Source organism: Sphingobacterium athyrii (assembly GCF_003071065.1).
Classification (GTDB): domain Bacteria; phylum Bacteroidota; class Bacteroidia; order Sphingobacteriales; family Sphingobacteriaceae; genus Sphingobacterium; species Sphingobacterium athyrii.
In genome coordinates this window covers 309,360-329,012 of the sequence record NZ_QCXX01000002.1, presented here as the reverse complement: position 1 = coordinate 329,012, position 19,653 = coordinate 309,360, and the positions used below count along the sequence as shown (strand labels likewise).

Annotated in this window: 20 protein-coding genes and 1 tRNA gene; 12 read left to right on the top strand and 9 right to left on the bottom strand. The window is 40.2% G+C overall.

Going from position 1 to position 19,653, the window contains the following annotated elements; genetic code table 11:
• Nucleotides 1–171 precede the first annotated feature (171 nt).
• Nucleotides 172–243: transfer RNA gene (locus DCO56_RS07825), tRNA-Arg, on the top strand.
• 201 nt (nt 244–444) lie between these two features.
• On the opposite strand, the gene DCO56_RS07820 is transcribed toward DCO56_RS07825, so the two are convergent.
• From DCO56_RS07820 to DCO56_RS07810, 3 genes are all read right to left on the bottom strand, one after another.
• Nucleotides 445–1,539 (bottom strand): acyl-CoA dehydrogenase family protein, encoded by a 1,095-nt coding sequence (locus DCO56_RS07820; protein WP_108633195.1) that lies wholly within the window; start codon nt 1,537–1,539, stop codon nt 445–447.
• Entirely contained in the window at nt 1,514–2,134 is a 621-nt protein-coding gene (gene pnuC / locus DCO56_RS07815; protein WP_108633194.1) for a nicotinamide riboside transporter PnuC, read from the bottom strand. The genes DCO56_RS07820 and pnuC overlap by 26 nt, the downstream gene beginning before the upstream one ends.
• Nucleotides 2,135–2,347: 213 nt before the next feature.
• A complete protein-coding gene (locus tag DCO56_RS07810) occupies nt 2,348–3,847 on the bottom strand; it encodes a malate:quinone oxidoreductase (RefSeq protein ID WP_108633193.1) in 1,500 nt (499 codons plus the stop codon).
• 315 nt (nt 3,848–4,162) lie between these two features.
• Between DCO56_RS07810 and fabG the strand changes: the two genes are divergently transcribed.
• Complete coding sequence (gene fabG / locus DCO56_RS07805; protein ID WP_108633192.1) at nt 4,163–4,906, top strand: 3-oxoacyl-[acyl-carrier-protein] reductase; 744 nt, start codon at nt 4,163–4,165, stop codon at nt 4,904–4,906.
• Between the two features lie 138 nt (nt 4,907–5,044).
• The gene (locus DCO56_RS07800) at nt 5,045–6,025 is read left to right on the top strand and encodes a LuxE/PaaK family acyltransferase (RefSeq protein ID WP_108633191.1); all 981 of its coding nucleotides are present in this window, start codon (nt 5,045–5,047) and stop codon (nt 6,023–6,025) included.
• A gap of 94 nt (nt 6,026–6,119) precedes the next feature.
• Here the strand turns inward: DCO56_RS07800 and ypfJ are convergent, their stop codons facing one another.
• On the bottom strand, nt 6,120–6,989 hold the full coding sequence (ypfJ, locus tag DCO56_RS07795; protein WP_108633190.1) for a KPN_02809 family neutral zinc metallopeptidase: 870 nt from the start codon (nt 6,987–6,989) through the stop codon (nt 6,120–6,122).
• 170 nt (nt 6,990–7,159) lie between these two features.
• Between ypfJ and DCO56_RS07790 the strand changes: the two genes are divergently transcribed.
• The gene (locus DCO56_RS07790) at nt 7,160–7,741 is read left to right on the top strand and encodes a PhnA domain-containing protein (protein ID WP_108633711.1); all 582 of its coding nucleotides are present in this window, start codon (nt 7,160–7,162) and stop codon (nt 7,739–7,741) included.
• A 93-nt stretch (nt 7,742–7,834) separates the two neighbouring features.
• Here DCO56_RS07790 and DCO56_RS07785 read toward each other — a convergent pair whose 3' ends face one another.
• Nucleotides 7,835–8,761 carry a polysaccharide deacetylase family protein gene (locus tag DCO56_RS07785; protein ID WP_108633189.1) on the bottom strand — a complete coding sequence of 309 codons (927 nt, stop codon included), beginning with the start codon at nt 8,759–8,761 and terminating at the stop codon, nt 7,835–7,837.
• Between the two features lie 312 nt (nt 8,762–9,073).
• On the bottom strand, nt 9,074–9,589 hold the full coding sequence (locus DCO56_RS29030) for a hypothetical protein (RefSeq protein WP_146190997.1): 516 nt from the start codon (nt 9,587–9,589) through the stop codon (nt 9,074–9,076).
• A gap of 216 nt (nt 9,590–9,805) precedes the next feature.
• On the opposite strand from DCO56_RS29030, the gene DCO56_RS07775 reads away from it, so the two are divergent.
• Nucleotides 9,806–10,381, top strand: coding sequence for an NADPH-dependent FMN reductase (locus tag DCO56_RS07775; RefSeq protein WP_108633187.1), 576 nt, complete (start codon nt 9,806–9,808; stop codon nt 10,379–10,381).
• Nucleotides 10,382–10,418: 37 nt separating this feature from the next.
• Here the strand turns inward: DCO56_RS07775 and DCO56_RS07770 are convergent, their stop codons facing one another.
• On the bottom strand, nt 10,419–11,285 hold the full coding sequence (locus DCO56_RS07770) for an aminotransferase class IV (protein WP_108633186.1): 867 nt from the start codon (nt 11,283–11,285) through the stop codon (nt 10,419–10,421).
• 20 nt (nt 11,286–11,305) lie between these two features.
• The gene (locus DCO56_RS07765; RefSeq protein WP_108633185.1) at nt 11,306–12,352 is read right to left on the bottom strand and encodes an RluA family pseudouridine synthase; all 1,047 of its coding nucleotides are present in this window, start codon (nt 12,350–12,352) and stop codon (nt 11,306–11,308) included.
• Between the two features lie 18 nt (nt 12,353–12,370).
• Between DCO56_RS07765 and DCO56_RS07760 the strand changes: the two genes are divergently transcribed.
• The 7 genes from DCO56_RS07760 to DCO56_RS07730 all read left to right on the top strand — a co-directional run bounded on the left by DCO56_RS07760 (nt 12,371) and on the right by DCO56_RS07730 (nt 18,943).
• Entirely contained in the window at nt 12,371–13,306 is a 936-nt protein-coding gene (locus tag DCO56_RS07760; RefSeq protein WP_245935794.1) for a 1-aminocyclopropane-1-carboxylate deaminase/D-cysteine desulfhydrase, read from the top strand.
• A gap of 109 nt (nt 13,307–13,415) precedes the next feature.
• Entirely contained in the window at nt 13,416–13,979 is a 564-nt protein-coding gene (locus DCO56_RS07755; protein WP_108633184.1) for an NADPH-dependent FMN reductase, read from the top strand.
• A 77-nt stretch (nt 13,980–14,056) separates the two neighbouring features.
• Nucleotides 14,057–14,635 carry a DJ-1/PfpI family protein gene (locus DCO56_RS07750; RefSeq protein WP_108633183.1) on the top strand — a complete coding sequence of 193 codons (579 nt, stop codon included), beginning with the start codon at nt 14,057–14,059 and terminating at the stop codon, nt 14,633–14,635.
• Nucleotides 14,636–14,645: 10 nt separating this feature from the next.
• A complete protein-coding gene (locus DCO56_RS07745) occupies nt 14,646–15,020 on the top strand; it encodes a hypothetical protein (protein ID WP_108633182.1) in 375 nt (124 codons plus the stop codon).
• Nucleotides 15,021–15,187: 167 nt separating this feature from the next.
• A complete protein-coding gene (gene ppk1 / locus DCO56_RS07740) occupies nt 15,188–17,257 on the top strand; it encodes a polyphosphate kinase 1 (protein ID WP_108633181.1) in 2,070 nt (689 codons plus the stop codon).
• Between the two features lie 134 nt (nt 17,258–17,391).
• The gene (locus DCO56_RS07735) at nt 17,392–18,069 is read left to right on the top strand and encodes a M15 family metallopeptidase (protein WP_219929342.1); all 678 of its coding nucleotides are present in this window, start codon (nt 17,392–17,394) and stop codon (nt 18,067–18,069) included.
• A 1-nt stretch (nt 18,070) separates the two neighbouring features.
• Complete coding sequence (locus tag DCO56_RS07730) at nt 18,071–18,943, top strand: helix-turn-helix domain-containing protein (protein WP_108633180.1); 873 nt, start codon at nt 18,071–18,073, stop codon at nt 18,941–18,943.
• Here DCO56_RS07730 and DCO56_RS07725 read toward each other — a convergent pair whose 3' ends face one another.
• On the bottom strand, nt 18,944–19,651 hold the full coding sequence (locus DCO56_RS07725) for an HAD family hydrolase (protein WP_108633179.1): 708 nt from the start codon (nt 19,649–19,651) through the stop codon (nt 18,944–18,946).
• Nucleotides 19,652–19,653 lie beyond the last annotated feature (2 nt).

Here is a 19,653-nt window from a genome sequence, read left to right as displayed (position 1 = left end):
ATAATATTAATAGACAAAAAGTTAGCGCAGAAAAGCGGAATGACGCAAATTCTAAAAGCGGGGACGTCAAAAAATAGGAAAGATATGCTCCATAAATTCCCCACTCAAAAGTTTAAATTTTATAGCAAAGATTATTTGTAAGATCTAGAAAATAGTATATCTTTGCGACACGTCCCCGTAGTTCAATGGATAGAATTTCAGATTCCGGTTCTGACGATATGAGTTCGAATCTCGTCGGGGACACTTCCTATTTAACACTAAAAAAGACGATCAATTGATCGTCTTTTTTTCTGAAAGTGTCTATTTTCAAAGGCCATCAAGAACTTTCATGACTGTTGGTGATTCAATGGAATCATGAAAGGTTTTATTTAACAATTATAACTCCAAGTTCTTCAAGGATCTCCAGCTAAAATTCTATTGCAACATGCTTGTCTAGCCCGACGTTTAGGACAAATTCTTTTGCAGTAATTTATGCTGAGATGCCGTAAATATATTCCGAAACAAAATATTGATTTCATTGTCAGTGGCTGCGCCCGAAATCCCCGTATGGGGATAGAGTTTAATGACATTGGACAGAATAGTTTCCACAAAGTCTCTACTTTCTATCGCTATACGCTCATATAACGCGGTATTATCAGCTTCGTCCTTGAGATTATCCCAAGATCGAACAGCAAGCTCCATGATACTATTTTCCCTAGCTGTATAGTCCTGCTGCATTTCATCCAATTTCCGAAAAGCAGCTTTACTTTCCATTTGCTCCCATTTCCCCTGATTGGACTTCAATACAAATAACTTCTCGATCAAATCTAAAAACCGATGATACATCCCCATAAAGTTTACCAGTAAGGTCAACTCGGCAAACGGCACAAAAGGGTATTGATAGAGCAGCTCAGTCCGTGTACTTTTTGAGGCATCGATAAAAAATGACTGGTTTTCGTCTACCCGTATACTGTCCAGCGAAAAGGAATGCGATGCTGTCGCCTCCAGGCCAAATGTATCCCAATCATAATGAATCAATACAAATTCACGCGCCACAAAGAAAGATTTTACAAGTGGATTTCCACCCTCATCCAATAGCGGCCTTCCATCCTCCTGAATATAGGCGTTCAACGTAAAGTGTGTCAAGTGGGGAGCACCGGTAGCATATTTCCAAAGCCCTTTCAGACGATAAGATTCACCCTCACGTTCAGCGACACCAGCAACCTGCCCACTGCCGCCAAAACATACCGTTTTTGAGTTGAAAATATCCTGCCCGACCGCTGGATCAATAAAGCCAACAAAAAGATTCGCACCGGCACATAAAGTTACTGTCCACGCCAATCCGCCATCCTGGTAGGCCAGCTCCTTCAACAAAGAAAGCCCGCTGACCAAATCCAGCCCCAAGCCATCCAAAGATTGTGGTACCCAGATTTTAAACCACTTGTTCCGGTATATTAGCTCAAGCTGCTCATCAGACAAACTCTTTTGCTGAATTCCTTTACGTTGCTGATCTTTTAGAACAGCGATAGCTGCATCAGTCAGTTGCATATTTTTTTTCATCACTTAATATTCTCCGCCAATTAAAATAGCCACTAAAAGCCATCACAAATAAAAATAAGGTTAAAGCAGCATACAGGAATAAACCCTTGTGCATAAGCAAAGGAATCGCCATCAGGTTACTGATGTTCAATAAAATCCAATTTTCAAGTTTACGCTTCGCCAGCAGCCACATCCCCGCCCAGGCTGTGCAGGAAACAAAGGAGTCCCATAGCGGAACATCTGAATCAGTTAAATGCACCAGACCAAAATAGAACGATAGAAAACCTGCCACACAGATAAAACCAACAATCTGCCAATCTCGGGCTGTACTACGACTGATCGGCACAATAATATCACTGCTATATTTCCAATAGATCCAACCATAAACGCTCATGACAAGATAATACAGGTGCAACAGTATTTCGGCATATAATTTTGCATGGAATAAGACATATACCGAGATGATGATACCAATAATCCCAAAGAGGTAATTGACCGATTTATTCTGTCGTGAAAACCAAACCTGCAAGATACCAAAACAGACCCCCAGCCATTCGGCTATGGAGGCTTGTTGTATTTGTTTAATAAAAGCTTCGAAAATTGTCTCAGAAGTCATTCAATTGTTTATTATTTTGTGTAATTACATAATAAACTTATGAGCGGAAAAACGGATGTTTTTATTGAAATTAAAATCCCTACGCCAGCATTACCCGGATCAGGTATATAAAAGCGATTGTACAAGGCCGTACAATCGCTTTTATTGGGTATAATCTCAGCCCGGATGACATTGTCATTTCCGAGCACCCCATAAGTATATTGTTTATTGAAATTAATCTATAGCAATTAATTTCAATGCTTTATGCGTACGGATACGAGTTTCACGACAAAGCTCAGCATCATCATTTAATGACTTACCGTGTGAAGGAATCATCTCGCGTAATTTCTTGCGGTATTCATCAGATTTAGCACGCTCAGGGAAACATTTCTTCAAGAGACTGATCATGATCGCCACCGAAGTAGATGCACCCGGCGACGCGCCCAATAAGGCAGCGATAGAACCATCTGCACTCGATACCACTTCAGTACCAAACTCTAAAATCCCTCCTTTTTTCTCATCCTTTTTAATCACCTGTACACGCTGGCCAGCTTTTTCAATAACCCAATCTTCTAATTTAGCGGTTGGCATAAATTGTTTCAGCGACTCCAATTTATCTTTAGGAGATTTCATAACCTCTGTAATGAGATACTTGGTCAATGGCAAATTATCAAGTCCTGCGGATAACATCGGACGGATATTGGATAATTTGATTGATGCCGGCAAATCAAAATAAGAACCCTGTTTCAAAAATTTGGTTGAGAAACCAGCGTAAGGACCGAAAAGTAAGGCTTGTTTACCATCGATATAACGGGTATCCAAGTGTGGTACAGACATCGGTGGAGCACCAACAGATGCTTTACCATAGACTTTAGCGTGATGCGTATTGATAATTTCCTCGTTTACGCATCTCAACCATTGGCCCCCTACAGGGAATCCACCATAACCTTTTGCTTCTGGAATACCGGATTTTTCAAGCAATAACAATGAGTGACCTCCAGCGCCTATAAAAACAAACTTCGCTTTTAGCTCTCTCTTCACCCCTGTTTTTAGATCTTTCACTTCGATTTCCCAACGGCCATCATCCTCACGGTCGATGTCCACAACTTCATGGTTTAAGGAAATTGAGATATTCTCTTTGTTTGCAAGGTTGTTAATCAAATCACGTGTCAATGAACCGAAATTCACGTCAGTACCTAAATCCATCTTGGTAGCAGCAATTTTCTCGCTTGCATCCCGTCCTTCCATCATCAAAGGAATCCATGATTTCAAGAGTTCTGCATCTTCGGTATATTCCATGCCCTTGAACAAAGTTTGGGTATTCATCGTCTCCCATCTTGTCTTCAGGAATTTCACATCTTTTTCACCAAAAACCGCACTCATGTGTGGAATGCTGCGGATAAAATTCTCCGGTTGGGCAATAATGCCTTTATCAACCAGGTACGACCAAAACTGCTTCGATACTTCAAATTGCTCCGCAATTTTAACAGCTTTATCAACTTTTACCGAACCATCTTTTTGTTCCGGTGTATAATTCAATTCGCACAAGGCCGAGTGGCCTGTGCCAGCATTATTCCAAGCGTCAGAGCTCTCAGCCGCCACAACATCCAAACGCTCAAGAATTTCAATATTAACGTCTGGGCTTAATTCATTGATTAGCGTACCCAAAGTAGCACTCATAATACCGGCGCCGATTAGAACAACGTCAACTTCTTTATTTGATTTTTTGCTCATGTTTTTGTGATTGATGCAAATTTAATATAGTTTTTGGTAAACGCCCAAGTCTTTTGTCAAAAAACTGTACTTTTTAGGAACACTTATTCAAAAATACCATTGATTTATTAAAATAATCCTAAGTGTTGGCAAAATTCCACTTTTCAGGTTTCCGAACACCATACACATGATATCGCCTATTCTGCCGGCCATGAATAGCCACAAATCACACCAACACTTGGCGCGTTTTAAATCCTTATTTATCGAAAGATTTTGTGTTATAATATAGTTTTAACATTTTTGCAAAAACATCAACGAATAACATTACACTCTTATATGAAACTACTTGAAGGAAAAATTGCTTTGGTAACTGGAGCATCAAAAGGAATTGGAAGAAAAATTGCCGAAGTGTTTTCACAACACGGTGCCAATGTCGCTTTCACTTACCTTTCGTCTGTAGAAAAGGGACAAGCGCTGGAAAAAGAGCTTCAAGCCTACGGAACAAAAGTAATCGGCTACCGTTCTGATGCTTCAAAATTTGAAGAAGCAGAACAACTGGTCAATGCGATCGTTGCAGATTTCGGAAGCCTGGATATCGTAGTCAATAATGCCGGCATCACAAAGGATGGTCTGCTGATGCGTATGACAGAAGAAAACTGGGACGATGTATTGAACGTTAACTTGAAATCCGTATTTAATGTAACAAAAGCGGCCTCAAAAATAATGATGAAAAACCGTAAAGGCTCTTTCATCAATATGTCTTCCGTTGTTGGCGTTCAGGGAAATGCTGGTCAATCAAATTATGCCGCTTCCAAAGCAGGTATTATAGGATTCACCAAATCCATTGCGAAAGAATTAGGTTCTCGCAATATTCGCGCGAACGTGGTTGCTCCAGGATTTATCCGTACGGAAATGACAGATATATTAGACCCTAAAGTGATCGCAACATGGGAAGCCGGAATTCCATTGAAACGCGCCGGATCTCCAGAAGATGTTGCCAATGCATGCCTATACCTTGCATCTGATTTATCGGCATATGTCACTGGACAGGTTCTTCCTGTTGACGGTGGTATGCTGTAACATATAGCTTTCGACATAAAAGCGCCTGCTGCTGAAATTCAGCAGCAGGCGCTTTTATGTTATTCCTACTGCCGGCTCCGGCTTTGCTACTCAATATTTCTAAATTTTAGCTAATTTTGTCCAACAAATTTAAATGCTATGACGAATTGGACGGATTTTCTTGAAATTCAAACGGAAGACGATTTTAATCAACATTGTTTAGAAACTTATCACTTCCAGCTGCAGCATTGTCAGGTCTACCGCGACTATGTTTCGCTAATAGGCAAAGAAAAAAATCAAGTCCAGCATTATACGGACATCCCCTTCCTCCCAATCGAATTTTTTAAAACACAAAAAGTACTGGCTGCCGGAATGACCCCTCAAATTGTATTTTCAAGTTCAGGGACAACGGGCATGGTCACTTCTAAGCATCTTGTTGCTGATGTATCCATCTATGAGCGTACTTTTCGCCGTATATTTGAAGATTTTTACGGTCCAACTACAGATATCGCTATTTTAGCCCTGCTGCCGTCCTATCTGGAAAGAAGTGGTTCCTCCTTGATCTATATGATCGATGACTTGATGAAACAAAGTAAACAAGTGCAGAGCAATTATTTCCTCTACAATCATCAGGAACTATATGATACACTTGTCCAATTAAAAGATAACGGAACCAAAACCATCCTTTTCGGCGTTACCTATGCCCTGCTTGATTTTATTGAGCAATATGCCTTTGACTTTCCGGAGCTCATTATCATGGAAACTGGCGGAATGAAAGGTAAACGTAAAGAAATGGTCAAACAGGAGATCCACCAGCTCCTCGAAGATGCCTTCAAGGTCAGCGGGATCCACTCAGAATATGGCATGACCGAATTGCTGTCACAGGGCTACTCTTCGGGTCAGGGAATTTTCCTCCTACCTAAATGGATGAAAGTACTAATACGTGATACAAATGATCCACTGAGTTTAATCTCCTCCGATAGCACAGGCGGCATTAATGTCATCGACCTGGCCAATCGGTATTCCTGCTCATTTATTGCAACGCAGGATTTAGGAAAAGTGTATCAAGATGGCTCATTTGAGATATTGGGCCGCTTTGACCAAAGCGATATTCGGGGCTGCAATTTATTAGTTCAATAAAAACACCCTACAAGTTTTGTCCAACTTGTAGGGTGCAGTTCAATATAATGCTTCTCTTATTTATAGATACAACTATCCGGCAACCTGTTCTTTATTATCTCAGGCTTGGATCTTCAAATGTATTTCCAGCACGCATATCGCCAGAGTCATATCCTTTCTTAAACCAGGCCATACGTTGTGCTGAGGTTCCATGGGTAAAAGACTCTGGCACGGCATACCCCTGTGCGGCTGTCTGTAACTTATCATCACCTACTGCCTCTGCCGCTTTCATCCCATCCATAATATCGTTATAATCTATTTTTATATCCGTATATTCATTGAGATAATGTGCCCACACTCCGGCATAGAAATCGGCTTGAAGTTCTGTCATAACCGATATCTTGTTATTTTCACTCTCACTGAGTTTACCCCGGGCTTGATTCGTTTTAGGTAACAATCCCACCAGTTGCTGAATATGATGCCCGACTTCATGCGCAATCACATAGGCCATGGCAAATTCGCCCTTCGCCCCGAACTTATCAGAAAGTTCACGGTTAAAAGTCAGGTCCAGATAGATTTTCTGATCTCCGGGGCAATAAAACGGCCCATATGAAGCCTGTCCCATTCCACAACCATCTGTTTGTGTACCACCATCGTAAAAAACCAAGGTAGTGGGCGTATAATTTTGCTGCATTTGTTCCTTAAATAATTTAGCCCAGACATCCTCTGTACTCTGAAGTACGGTCAAGGAAAACTCTGTCAGTCTCTTTTCTTCAGGATTTAGTTCGCGCGGCTGTCCGGACTGCTCCGTCTGTGTACCCATATTTTGCGCCTGCTGCAACAACTGCATGGGATCTCCCCCCATCAGAAAACCAATGACCAATACGATGATCCCCCCAATACCTCCCAATGCAATCTTTCCACCCCCAGACATCCCCCTACGATCCTCAAAATTGCCACTTTGTTTACCTCCTTGCCATTTCATATGCTATATTCTTATTTCAGTTAATAATCTTTTCCAATCTCGTTAGTGTACAAATTCAATACCAATATAGCGGTATGTCCTTATTTTTTTTGCAAAAAACCAGCTTTATTTTAACAGTTAGAACTTACTACAATTTATATTCTTATTTTTGGGCTTTTATAGAAACAGATATGAAATTAGAAGAACAATTACTCGCGCGGGCTGGAGGGAAATGTGAGCTAACAGGCGCTGAAACGGATGTAGTAACCTATATTTTACCACCGGAAACCAGTTCTACTTTGGATAACACCCTACTGATTTCAGCAACCCTGGCCAATCAGCTCAACAAAACGGAGCAATTAAATCCAGAAGACTGGAAATTCTTGCCTAACGCCATGTGGTCAGAAATACCTGCCATACAAATTGTCTGCTGGCGTATGTTAAGCCGTCTGAAAAATGAAGGCTGGGCTTCCGAAGCACTCGATATCCTTTATCTTGATGATGAAACGTTAACGGAAGCAAAGAAAACCGGTGATCATGAAAACGATGGTTATGTTTCCTTTCATGAAGATAGTATTGGTCAAAGACTATTGGAAGGCGATACCGTTGTATTGACAAAAACACTGGATGTAAAAGGTTCTTCACTCAAGGCAACCTTAGGTACCGTGGTTAAAAATATCCGTCTAGTAGCTGATAATATTGAGCAGATCGAAGGAAAAATAGAAGGCCAGACCATCGTCATATTGACAAAATACCTGCGCAAACAAAATTAAGAAAAAACAGCCTTCCACTTATAAATTTAGCCCCAAACTAGTTTCGAAAGACGATTAGTTTGGGGCTAAATAATAATAAATAGCACAAATGCCCTATTTTGGATAATTACGCATAAACTCAAAACGATAGTTTGGATGCTGTTTTAAGCTGTCAATCAAATCTGACAATAATTTTTGTCCCTTTTTTGTTTGGTACATATTATCGTGCGTCAAAAGTACCACATTATTTTTTGTATAAGACGTACCTTTCCGAAGTAAGTTTTTCATCTGTGTATACAGCTGATTGACCGTTAAATCTGGTTTACCGGTCACCCCATTAATTTTCCATTCACAGTCCCAGCCCATAACTTTATAACCATTTTGATGTAAAAGCTCGGCAGTAGAAGCACCGCTTTTTAGATCAACCTTTTTACGGTCACCCACATACCAGATATTTCGCCCCGGAAGTCTAACGATTTTATGTTGCAAACCCAGAGACTGTTCTGCCAATTCGAAATCTTCAAATGCCGTCTGTGGATTTGAGTAAAATGTAGTATACTTATCATGTGCATGCCAGTAACTATGATTATAGCAATCGACCAACGGATTATTTTTATAACGCTCCGTAAAACCATGCAGTTTTTTACTCATTTTGTCATGAGCTCCAATCAAAAACGCATTGATTTTAATGCCCTTAGCTGTAGCGATAGAATCCAAATATTGGCTACCATTAAGGGGACCGTCATCAAAAGTAAGGTAAACGTAACGCGGTGAAATCGAGTCCGTGAGTAGAACCGTAGTATCCTTAACGCCAGTATAAGAGGTATTTTCCTCCATTTTGGTAATAGAATCTTTACGTAATGAATCCACTTTCGTAATGGAATTCTGCACGACAACCAGACTATCGTTCTTTTGTTGTACAGAATCAACAGAAACATTTTTCTCTTCTTTTTTACCGCTATTTTGATTACAAGACACTAGTCCCAAAGCGGTCATTCCCAAGCTCATCCATACGAGGCTTGATTTAAATATTTTTCCCATCACAAAAATTAACTTACAGGTCACATGCTACCTCAAACATGCAAAATCCGCCCTTTTAAAAGTTGCTTAGCATGTTCGTGTCGCAAAATTAAGATTATTTTCATGAATCAACGTGTTATATCTTTCAATTTATTCTCCACATTATATTTTATTGAACATAACATTATAAAATTTTAGCATAGGCGAAGGCACGCGGAGCTGAGCGAATGCCATGTTTTATCAAAATAATAACAAAAAAAAGAACCTACCACAAGGTAGGCCCTTTCTTATTAAACGATTAAGATACTCAAAATGGGCACTTTCTTCATCCAACTAATCTCTGTGCCTTCCTCCATGCCCGTGATCGTGTCCACGTCCATGCCCTCTACCTCTATCATGATCTCTTCGGTTTTCTTTCCAAGAATGATTACGGCTGACCCTACGCTCGCTTGCAAAAGAATAGCTGCCGTGTCTATGATGACTATCACGGATAGACACCTGTCTACCACGTGAGTGACCGTATCTACTTCTATAACGGTCATGATGACGCCAAGGATTACGATCATTGATCACAACTTTATGTGCTCTGTAAAAATCATAATGTCGATATCTTCTCGGCAAGCTTGCTCTTCGTATCCAGCCACCATTATCGTAATAAACGTAACATCTTGCAGGCACATCATAATACATATTATATTCAGGAATATAATAATAACGGGCATAATCATAACCTACCGGTCCCCAGCTTGGCTGACTTCCGATATTTACGCTAATGCTGACCTGTGCATCGGCCTTCCCTGTCACGAAAAGTCCTGCAACAATAACAGCGGTGTACAACAATTTTTTCATAAGTAGCTCCTCCCTTAGTTTTGTAATTTCTTCTTTACATTACGACACAAACTGTATGCAAAAGATTAAAAGATAAATGTTAATTTTTGTTAACAAAAACTTAACCTATTCAGCATAAACAGCTTAGTTTTAACTTCATCTTATTTTACAGGGAAACTTTTTGGGATAAGAATTGTTCAACCAATAATACTTTTCATACATTATCTGGACTTTGGAATGAATACTTACAACATTGGAATCATCGTCGGCAGCTTAAGGAAACAATCCTATAATAAAAAAATAGCAGCGTTTATCTGTGAACAACCGGCCAATAAGTTTAACTATCGCGTGATCGAAATTGGGGATCTCCCCTTATATAATCAGGATTTTGATGATGAAGGCAACCCACCTGAAAGTTATGTCCGCTTTCGAAAAGAAATCGCTGCACTTGATGCAGTTCTTTTCATAACACCTGAATATAATCGCTCCGTCCCCGCCGTCTTAAAAAACGCCATAGATGTCGGATCCCGGCCTTATGGTAAAAATAAATGGGACGGCAAACCCGGCGCTATTATCTCCTCTTCAACGGGAGCTTACGGGGCGTTCGGAGCAAATCATCATATCCGGCAGTCACTGGTATTTGTTAATATTTATCCCATGCAGCAGCCGGAAGCCTATCTCGGAAATATAAAAGACTGTATCGGTGAAAATGGAAAAATCGAACTCCAGAGAACAAAAGATTTTCTACTCAGCTTTAAAAAAGCTTTTGAACATTGGATCATCCGGATCGTACACACAAAAGGCCAAGATTAATCTTGGCCTTTTGTCTTTGTTATTTATTTGTGCAAGCTTAATTTTGCTCCTCGTTTGCATCGTAATTCCAACTTAACAGTTTGTCCTGCAATATACGTGAGATCTTATTGAAATAGCGTTTTTGTTTATATCCCATGACCCATTGCACCCCTTGTACAGCGTTTGTACAAAAAATTTCATCTGCCCTTTTCATGATCTCGGGGCTAATCTGCGCCTCCACTACTTCAATCCCTTCAGCCCTCGCCATATCCATCACAACACGACGCATGACCCCTTCAATACAACCTTCAGAAAGCGCAGGCGTATAAAGTATTTTCTCATAATACACAAAGATATTGGAGGTCAGAGACTCACAAAGGTAGCCCTCCTGATTTAAAATCAATACATCATCAAAGGCCATTTTTTTCTTGTATATGCCCGCCAGCACATAAATTTGCGAATTGAGTGATTTTAATCTTGACAAGTCACTATAAGGTTTTTTGAACTCATTATATAAACCCACAATCAGACCGACTTTCTTATCCCTCAGATTGGGCTCAATACGTTGTACTTGCAAAACAAATCCAGGTTTGTTTGTCGTTGGGCTATAGAGCCCCCCACCCATTCGGAATACAATCAGCCGAATGCGAACCTGCTGTCCCAACATATTATTCTTGCGAATCAGCTCCTCTGATCTTGAACGAATAAAAAATTCATCGAAAAGATTTGCATCATCAAGATGTATCAATTCCATTCCCTGCTGTAAGCGCACTACATGAAAATTCAGAAAACGGATATCACCATCCTTATACAACATGGTTTCAAACAATCCATCACCATAGCGAAAGCCTCTATTTTCAATGCTAAATATTTCCTGTTCTTCCGGCACTACATTGCCATTAAAATTGATATAGTTTGTCGGCATCTTTGTTTATTTTCTAAATTTTAATCATTTTCTACAGCCATGGAATTTGCGGCGTAACCGCGCCACTTTTCTAATGCTAAACGAAAATCTTCGGGATATGGTACCTCAAAATACATATTTTCTTTTGTAGTTGGATGAATAAATCCCAATACCTGCGCATGGAGCGCCTGACGTGGAAGCAGGGCGAAGCAATTGTCCACAAATTGCTTATACTTTGAGAATACAGTACCTTTTAATATCTTATCGCCACCATACATTGCGTCATTAAACAATGGATGGCCAATAGACTGCATGTGGGTCCGGATTTGATGCGTACGGCCTGTCTCCAGCTGACATTCGATCAAGGTCACATAACCCAATCGTTCCAGCACTTTGTAGTGCGTCACAGACCACCTTCCCTTATCTTCGCTATCGTACATAGCCATAATACGTCTATCTTTCAAATGACGACCAATATATCCCGTAATCGTTCCGTCTTCCTTCAGATCTCCCCATACCAGCGCAATGTATTTGCGGGTGATACTATGGTCAAAAAACTGTTTGGCCAAAAATGCCATCGATTTTTCATTCTTGGCAATCACCAATAATCCTGAAGTATCTTTGTCTATACGGTGTACCAGCCCCGGACGGTCTGAATTTCCAGGCAATTGCGGCAGCTGCTGTATATGGTAAGTCAATGCATTGACCAAAGTACCCGTATAATTATTATAGCCCGGATGCACAACCATACCGGCTTCTTTATTGACAATTAATACATCATCATCTTCATATTTTATGTCCAGGGGAATATCTTCGGGATAAACTTCATTGTCACGTGGTGGATCGGGCAATACCAAAGTAATGACATCATCCGGTCTGACTTTATAACTCGCCTTGATCTCTTTACCATTGACCATGACAGAACCCGCTTCAATGGCATGCTGAATTTTACTTCTTGTCGCATTTTCCACCCTATTCATCAGATATTTATCAATACGGAGTAAAGCTTGTCCCTTATCCACTTCAATTCGTAGATGTTCAAATAACTCCTGTTCTTCTTGATCTTGCGATCCCATTTGTTCGGTCATGCTACAAAAATAAACCAAATGAAACAATTTTCGTTAACTTTGTTTTCATTTAATGTTATGTTGCCATTCAAAATCCATAGCCCCGAAACAGAAATCACGTTACCTCTATGGGAAAAAAAGCATATTAAGGTGACGCTGAAGCGGGATGATCTGATCCATCCCTTCATTTCAGGCAATAAATGGAGAAAATTGAAATACAATCTTCAGGAAGCTTTACAGCTTCAGAAAAATCATCTCGTTACTTTTGGAGGTGCATGGAGCAACCATCTACTGGCGACTGCTTGCGCAGGAGCTACTTTCCGGTTCAAAACAACAGCTTTTGTCAGAGGTGATGAACAGGCGAACAACCCTGTTCTAACCATGTGTCAATTATTTGGCATGCGACTTATTTATGTGGACCGCGATTCCTATCGGGACAAAGAGCAGCTCTATCGTATGCATTTCGATCAGGATCCAACAACTTTCTATATCCACGAAGGTGGCTACGGACTCCTAGGCGCCAAAGGATGTGCCGAACTTGTCGATGAACTCCAACAGGATTACCAACATATCTTTACCGCCTGTGGTACCGGAACCACCCTGGCCGGAATTGCCAATGCAATTGATAAAAAAGATCTTTTCACACAGATACATGGTGTACCTGTACTAAAGAATGGCGGTTTTATCAATGACGAGGTCGCTCAGCTTTACCCTCAACTTCCATCCCCTATTTTGCATCTGGACTATCATTTTGGCGGTTATGCCAAAACAACACCGGATCTCCTCGCATTCACTCAGCATTTTATGAGCAGCACGGGAATTATGATCGAACCCACCTATACCGGAAAATTGCTCTACGCCGTGGATGATCTGATCAGAAAGGATTATTTCACACCCGCGGATCAACTGCTGATAGTACACACAGGCGGACTCACCGGGCTGCTCGGAATGTACCAACGGTTTGTTTTTAATTGACCTAGATCAATAAATGTGGTATTATGCCCTCAGCAGACATTCGACTGACATTTTTTTTATGATTATGTTGTAAGTTTGACCAGTTTAAAAATTAAAAACTTATACACAGATGAAAATATTAGCATTTGCAGGAACAAGTAATAAAAACTCTATCAACAAAATCTTTGTAACGAGTACCTCTAAATATTATAAAGAAGCGGATGACAGCATAGAGCTCCTTGATCTCAATCATTTCGAAATGCCTATTTATTCTTATGATAAGGAAGTAGAATTGGGTATTCCACAGTTGGCCCATGATTTTGCCGCAAAGATGGATGCTGCAGATTTCCTACTCATTTCATTGGCAGAACACAACGGATCCTACACTTCAGCTTACAAAAATATTGTAGACTGGGTTTCCCGCATCCCAAATCGCAAAACGTTCAATGGCAAACCAGTTTTCTTATTGGCAACCGCTCCCGGACCAATGGGTGGATCTACTGTATTAAATGCTGCAGTCAATAGAATCACGTGGGACGGTGCTGAAATCCTGGATTCATTCTCCCTTCCTGAATTCCATAAAAACTTTGAAGAAGGAAAAGGTATTATCAATCCAACTTTAAGAAGCCAGCTCGAAGCGAAAGTACGTAAGACTAAACGTGTGCTTGCAGAGAAATTGGCTGTTCAAGGTTAACAAAAGATTAACAAATAATCATTGTGAAAACCTCTTTTAATACGTAAATTCAAAACCTATTAAAAGAGGTTTTTGATATGGCAAAAAAAATATTATTACTGGTTGGAGACTTTGTAGAAGACTACGAAGCAATGGTTCCATTTCAAGCAATGGGATCAATAGGAATAACAGTTGATGCCATCGCCCCCGATCGAAAAAAGGGTGATGTCGTACCCACTGCTGTACATGATTTTACTGGCGACCAAACGTATAAGGAACTACGGGGACATAATTTTGCGATCAATAAGGATTTTGACCAGGTTAATCCCGAAGAATATGATGGACTCTATATCGCCGGTGGCCGTTCGGCGGAATATATCCGCCTTAATCAACGCGTATTGGAGATTACTAGACATTTCTTTGAAAAGAATAAGCCTGTCGCTGCAATCTGTCATGGAATTCAGGTATTGACAGCGGCAAAGGTTTTGACAGGACGTACCTTGACCGCCTATGTAGCGGTAGGACCAGATATTGAATTGGCTGGCGGAACTTGGAAAAATATTCCAGCTGACCAAGCGATTGTGGATGGAAATCTGGTGACCTCTCCTGCTTGGCCGGGACATCAGGCTATCCTAAAAGAATTTTATAAATTATTGGCTATAAACATTACTATTTAAGCGTATTTTAATGAAGAAGAATAAAAAGGTATGGCTTTTGGTCATTCCGATTTTAGTGTTGTTGGGTTTTATTTTAAAAGATACTTTCAATCAGAAAAGTATAGAAGATCTTCCCGGCGGGTTTAAAGAAGTTGCTTTTGTCAGGAATGAACAAAATAAAGGTGGAATTATCCGCATCTATGCCGTGACAGTAGGTGATGTGTTGAATGCAGATTACACGGGCTGCCTGGAGCTGCTACCGGTCAATGATTATGGTAGTACAACAACTGTATATTTTTTCGATCGTACGGCTCCTTATCCAACAAGCCTGTCAATTGATGCCCCACATTTTGACAGCAGCAAATATAAAGCGATTCAGATCTCCAAAAAATACGGAAAAAAGTAATCGTCAGGTACAAGATTGCTGTTTACCCCAAAACGTTTCGCACTTTTTGGGGTATTTTTTTTAGACAAGATGAAGAAAAAATAAATTAATAATTCTTTAACACGAAAAAGTTCGTTTATCGCACCCATAGCTCTAGTTTTGCATCTTAAATTTATGTATATTTAGCTATGGCGAAAAAATTTATTCCTAGAGATATCAGTTGGTTAAGCTTTAATGGCAGGGTATTGCAAGAAGCTGCAGATGAGTCTGTTCCTTTACCCTTAAGGATCAAATTTTTAGGTATATTTTCCAATAACCTCGATGAATTTTTCCGGGTTCGGGTTGCCGGACTCAAACGTGCTATTGACCTCAAAGACAAAAGTGCCAATCAATCTTTTTATGAAGATCCGCAGTTGATTTTGGAAGAGCTTAATGTCCGGGTAATCAAACAGCAAAAGAAATTTGACAATACCTGGAACCGAATCCAAAAGGATATGGCCAAGCAAAATGTCTTTATCAAAACGAGTGAAGAACTAAGTCCGGAACAACAAAAATTTGTCAGCGAGTATTATCAGGATGATGTGGAATCAAATGTCATCCCTCTGATCCTCGATGATGTCCGTCCAATGCCTTATATCCGTGATAAGAGCCTCTATCTGGGTATTGCTATGGGTAAAAGTGAATGGCAATATGAAACTAAGTTTGCTTTAATTGAAATCCCTACGAGCCAAAATGGACGCTTCGTCCAGTTGCCTGCACCAAAGGATGAAAAACATATTATCCTTCTCGAAGATGTCATCAAGTTCAATCTTCCATTGATATTCTCCTATTTTGGCTTTGATGTTTTCCATGCACATGTGTTTAAAGTCACAAAAGATGCTGAATTTGATATCGACAACGACATCAATACAACCTTGGTCGAAAAGATAAGTAAAGGGGTTAAGAATAGACGTAAAGGTAAACCGACGCGTTTTATTTTTGATCAGGAGATGAATCCAAAACTCGTGGAGTTTCTGATCAAAAAGCTCAACCTATCAAAAAAAGACAGTATCATACCCGGACAGAAGATCCATAATTTTAAACATTTTATGGACTTTCCGAACGTATTTAAGTCCTATCATCAACCACAGGAACGAACTTCATTCCCACACCCCTATTTTCAAAATTATGAGCGGGTCACCGATACTGTATTAAAAAAGGATGTGCTGCTGTCTTTTCCCTACCATGAGTTTAGGCCAATCATCGATTTATTACGCGAAGCAGCAATGGATCCGGATGTAAAAACAATACAGATTACCGCCTACCGCTTGGCTTCAAATTCCAAGGTCGCCAATGCATTGATCAATGCTGCACGAAATGGAAAGGAAGTAACGGTCATGCTTGAACTGCGGGCGCGATTTGATGAAGAGAATAACCTGGATTGGAAAGAGAAGCTAGAACTTGAAGGAATCAAGGTACTTACAGGTATTCCCAATAAAAAAGTACACGCCAAATTATGTGTCATCAAAAAACGGACAGGTGCAAAAACCATTCAGTATGGTTTTGTCAGTACAGGAAATATCAATGAGAAAACCGCTAAATTATATGGAGATTATTGCCTCTTGACCAGTAATAGGGATGTCATCGCCGACATCAATAAAGTATTCAATTACCTCAGACGGCCCAAATCCAACCCAGCTGACATGATCAAAAACTGTAAAAGTTTATTGATCTGTCCCATAGATATGCGTAGGGAACTGCTGCATTTTATCGATCTGGAAATAGCAGAGGCTAAAGCTAGCCGAAAAGCATCCATCATTATCAAAGTAAACTCGCTGAGCGACAAAGATATGATTAAAAAGCTCTATGATGCGGCAACCGCCGGAGTTAAAATAGATCTGATTATTCGGGGAATTTATTGTGCGACGAACCAGAAAACATTTAAATTACCCATGAATGCGATTTCAATCGTGGATGAATATCTCGAACATGCAAGGGTCATGTATTTTTACAATGCCGGTAAAGAGCTGATGTATATCTCCTCAGCAGATTGGATGACCCGAAATCTAGATCACCGTATTGAAGCCGCCGTAAAAATCACGAGTAAGAAGATCAAGGAAGACCTAAAGGAAATGCTTTACATACAGCTCAGTGATAACGTCAAGGCTCGTATGCTGAACAATTCCTTAAGCAATCATTATGTTGAAAATAAAAAAGACCCCTGCCGCTCACAGATTGAGATCTACAAATACTTAAAAAAGAAAATAACGGATCATTAAGATAAGTTCCAACAAACCTCAGGCCTTCATTGCCTGAGGTTTTGCGTATTTACCATCCTTATTATCAGCTATAAGGGCTATGTAGCCCACATCTCGATGCTGGAATTGAGCATCTAAAGTTGTATCTTCAACCCATGAAACTCAATTTTTGTCTATCCATTAGTCTTGTATTTTTTGCTTTCCAATTGAAAGCCCAGCAAGAAATGCCGCAAAACTTCACCTATGTAAAAGAATTTATTCCGACAATTAGCTTGGATATGCGTTACTTTGGAAGCCATAACTTTACGGGCCGCCCTGTTCACGGCTATGAAAAACCAGTTGCCATTCTGACCAAGCGTGCCGCATTGGCCCTACAACAAGTTGAAAAACATCTGAACAAACAGGGTTTGGCATTAAAAATATTCGACGCCTATCGTCCACAACGGGCTGTCGATCATTTCAAAGCTTGGTCACTGGTCATCAAAGATACCATTGCTAAACGTGAGTTCTATCCACAGTTAGATAAAAAAAACTTATTTAAACTGGGCTTTATTGCCGGCAAGTCTGGCCATAGTCGAGGTAGTACTGTCGACTTAACCTTGATCGATCTCACTAATAATAAAGAACTCGATATGGGAGCACCTTTTGATTTCTTTGGTGATATCTCCCACCACAACTATTCAAAACTAACAACAAAACAAAAAGAAAATCGTAAAATACTTCGCGAAGCCATGGCTAAATTTGGCTTTAAAGCCTACGACAAAGAATGGTGGCATTACACCCTAAAGGATGAACCTTATCGTAAAACCTATTTTGATTTTATTGTAAAATAATATGCCTGTCGTCGATCAACATCTCAACAACAAAGATTTTTTTGCTTTTCATATCAAAGGAAACAGATCCAAGCCAGTATTCAGTCCGCAGCAGCAGCTTATATTGGCGAACAAGAATCTTTATTCACTCTGTTTAATAAAAAAGGGGGAAACATCTTTCATGATTAATGATGAGCGGGTACAGGTTGGTCAGCATCACCTGCTATTGACCAGTCCATCCTCGAAAGTTAACGGTGCATCTGTTGCCAAATCTTGGGACTGCGAAGTTTATCTGATCTTCTTCAGTATAGATTTTATCTTCAAATTGGACTTTCGAAAGGATTTTTTTGATCTCACAAAAAAATCACTCGCCTTGGATAATAGTCATGTGTTCGCTCTTTCGGTGCAGGATGCCACCAACCTGTCCAATCTGTTTAAACAGTTTATCCATTACGAGAAACAGGGGCATGATTATATTTTCAAACCAAAGATTATCAAATCTCTGGCCGAAGTGCTGTTCTGTGAAATTGCGCGCCTGGCAAGTCAAAATTTCAAAAATATCCCCGTCGTACCCTCACGAAAAAGAGAAATATTGGCCAATTTCTACCTCCTGCTAAAACAGTCTTTTCGTCAGGACCATACCGTGCAGTTTTATGCTTCAGAACTTGGTATCACCCCAAAACATCTCTCGGTGATCACAAAAGAACTTACGGGAAAATCAGCGATAGAATTAATACAGAATGTATTGGTGGAAGAGGCTAAATGCTTGCTCCGCCAGGGGCTTTCGATAGGCGAAATTGCGAAGCAACTGCATTTTTCAGATCAGTCTTTTTTTGGGAAATTCTTTAAGCGAAATGTAGGCATATCGCCTAAAGAATTTCGTCAAAAAGCCTGATTAAACGAAATCATGGAGATCAAAAATTGTATTAAATTGCCTATCCGCAGCAGAAGTATCCTGCAACTTATCTTCTCCCCAGGTCTGTCCTTTCAACCATAGTGTCTGACAACCTACAGCCTTAGCTGGAGCCATATCTTTACTATAGGAATCACCAACGACCAAAATCTCCGCAGCAGGTAAACCCATTGCTTCGACACCGAGCGCATAAATCGCGGGGTCTGGTTTACGTACGCCCACGACAGCTGACTCAACAACCGCTTTAAAATAAGATAAAATACCAAAATCAGCCAGCACAGCCTTTAGATTGCCATAGAAGTTGGAAACCATTACAATAGGATACTCTTCGCCTAGCGCAACCAATAATGGCTTTACCCGGGCTACCGTATCCTTGGCAAGAGAATAACCATCAAATGCAATTTTATCGGCCAGTTGCCTATCCAGGTCATAGCCAGCAGCAATAAGGTACTCAAACTGCACTTTCAATTTTGCTTTAAGTACCTCCAAGAAGTTAAACTCCGGTTTGATGATCGGCTGAATCGCCATCTGCCTTTCGGCATAAGCATATGCTTCTTGAAATGAACTTAAGTTGACCGGAACTTGATACTTTTCGTAGCCGGCCCATATTACCGCCCCCCAGTGTCCCCCATTTGTATCCAACGTACCACCGTAATCAAAAATAATTCCCTTAATTATAAACTTATCCATTG

Bases quoted from the DNA above. Each gene is read 5' to 3' on its own strand.
- DCO56_RS07810 (WP_108633193.1), bottom strand. From the start codon at position 3,847: ATGAGCAAAAAATCAAATAAAGAAGTTGACGTTGTTCTAATCGGCGCC.
- DCO56_RS29030 (WP_146190997.1), bottom strand. From the start codon at position 9,589: ATGAAAAAATTGTTGTACACCGCTGTTATTGTTGCAGGACTTTTCGTG.
- DCO56_RS07785 (WP_108633189.1), bottom strand. From the start codon at position 8,761: ATGGGAAAAATATTTAAATCAAGCCTCGTATGGATGAGCTTGGGAATG.
- DCO56_RS07745 (WP_108633182.1), top strand. From the start codon at position 14,646: ATGAAGAAGAATAAAAAGGTATGGCTTTTGGTCATTCCGATTTTAGTG.
- DCO56_RS07750 (WP_108633183.1), top strand. From the start codon at position 14,057: ATGGCAAAAAAAATATTATTACTGGTTGGAGACTTTGTAGAAGACTAC.
- DCO56_RS07765 (WP_108633185.1), bottom strand. From the start codon at position 12,352: ATGACCGAACAAATGGGATCGCAAGATCAAGAAGAACAGGAGTTATTT.
- DCO56_RS07775 (WP_108633187.1), top strand. From the start codon at position 9,806: ATGAATACTTACAACATTGGAATCATCGTCGGCAGCTTAAGGAAACAA.
- DCO56_RS07755 (WP_108633184.1), top strand. From the start codon at position 13,416: ATGAAAATATTAGCATTTGCAGGAACAAGTAATAAAAACTCTATCAAC.
- fabG (WP_108633192.1), top strand. From the start codon at position 4,163: ATGAAACTACTTGAAGGAAAAATTGCTTTGGTAACTGGAGCATCAAAA.
- DCO56_RS07760 (WP_245935794.1), top strand. From the start codon at position 12,371: ATGAAACAATTTTCGTTAACTTTGTTTTCATTTAATGTTATGTTGCCA.
- DCO56_RS07820 (WP_108633195.1), bottom strand. From the start codon at position 1,539: ATGAAAAAAAATATGCAACTGACTGATGCAGCTATCGCTGTTCTAAAA.
- DCO56_RS07800 (WP_108633191.1), top strand. From the start codon at position 5,045: ATGACGAATTGGACGGATTTTCTTGAAATTCAAACGGAAGACGATTTT.
- DCO56_RS07730 (WP_108633180.1), top strand. From the start codon at position 18,071: ATGCCTGTCGTCGATCAACATCTCAACAACAAAGATTTTTTTGCTTTT.
- pnuC (WP_108633194.1), bottom strand. From the start codon at position 2,134: ATGACTTCTGAGACAATTTTCGAAGCTTTTATTAAACAAATACAACAA.
- ypfJ (WP_108633190.1), bottom strand. From the start codon at position 6,989: ATGAAATGGCAAGGAGGTAAACAAAGTGGCAATTTTGAGGATCGTAGG.
- DCO56_RS07790 (WP_108633711.1), top strand. From the start codon at position 7,160: ATGAAATTAGAAGAACAATTACTCGCGCGGGCTGGAGGGAAATGTGAG.
- DCO56_RS07725 (WP_108633179.1), bottom strand. From the start codon at position 19,651: ATGGATAAGTTTATAATTAAGGGAATTATTTTTGATTACGGTGGTACG.
- DCO56_RS07770 (WP_108633186.1), bottom strand. From the start codon at position 11,285: ATGCCGACAAACTATATCAATTTTAATGGCAATGTAGTGCCGGAAGAA.
- ppk1 (WP_108633181.1), top strand. From the start codon at position 15,188: ATGGCGAAAAAATTTATTCCTAGAGATATCAGTTGGTTAAGCTTTAAT.
- DCO56_RS07735 (WP_219929342.1), top strand. From the start codon at position 17,392: ATGAAACTCAATTTTTGTCTATCCATTAGTCTTGTATTTTTTGCTTTC.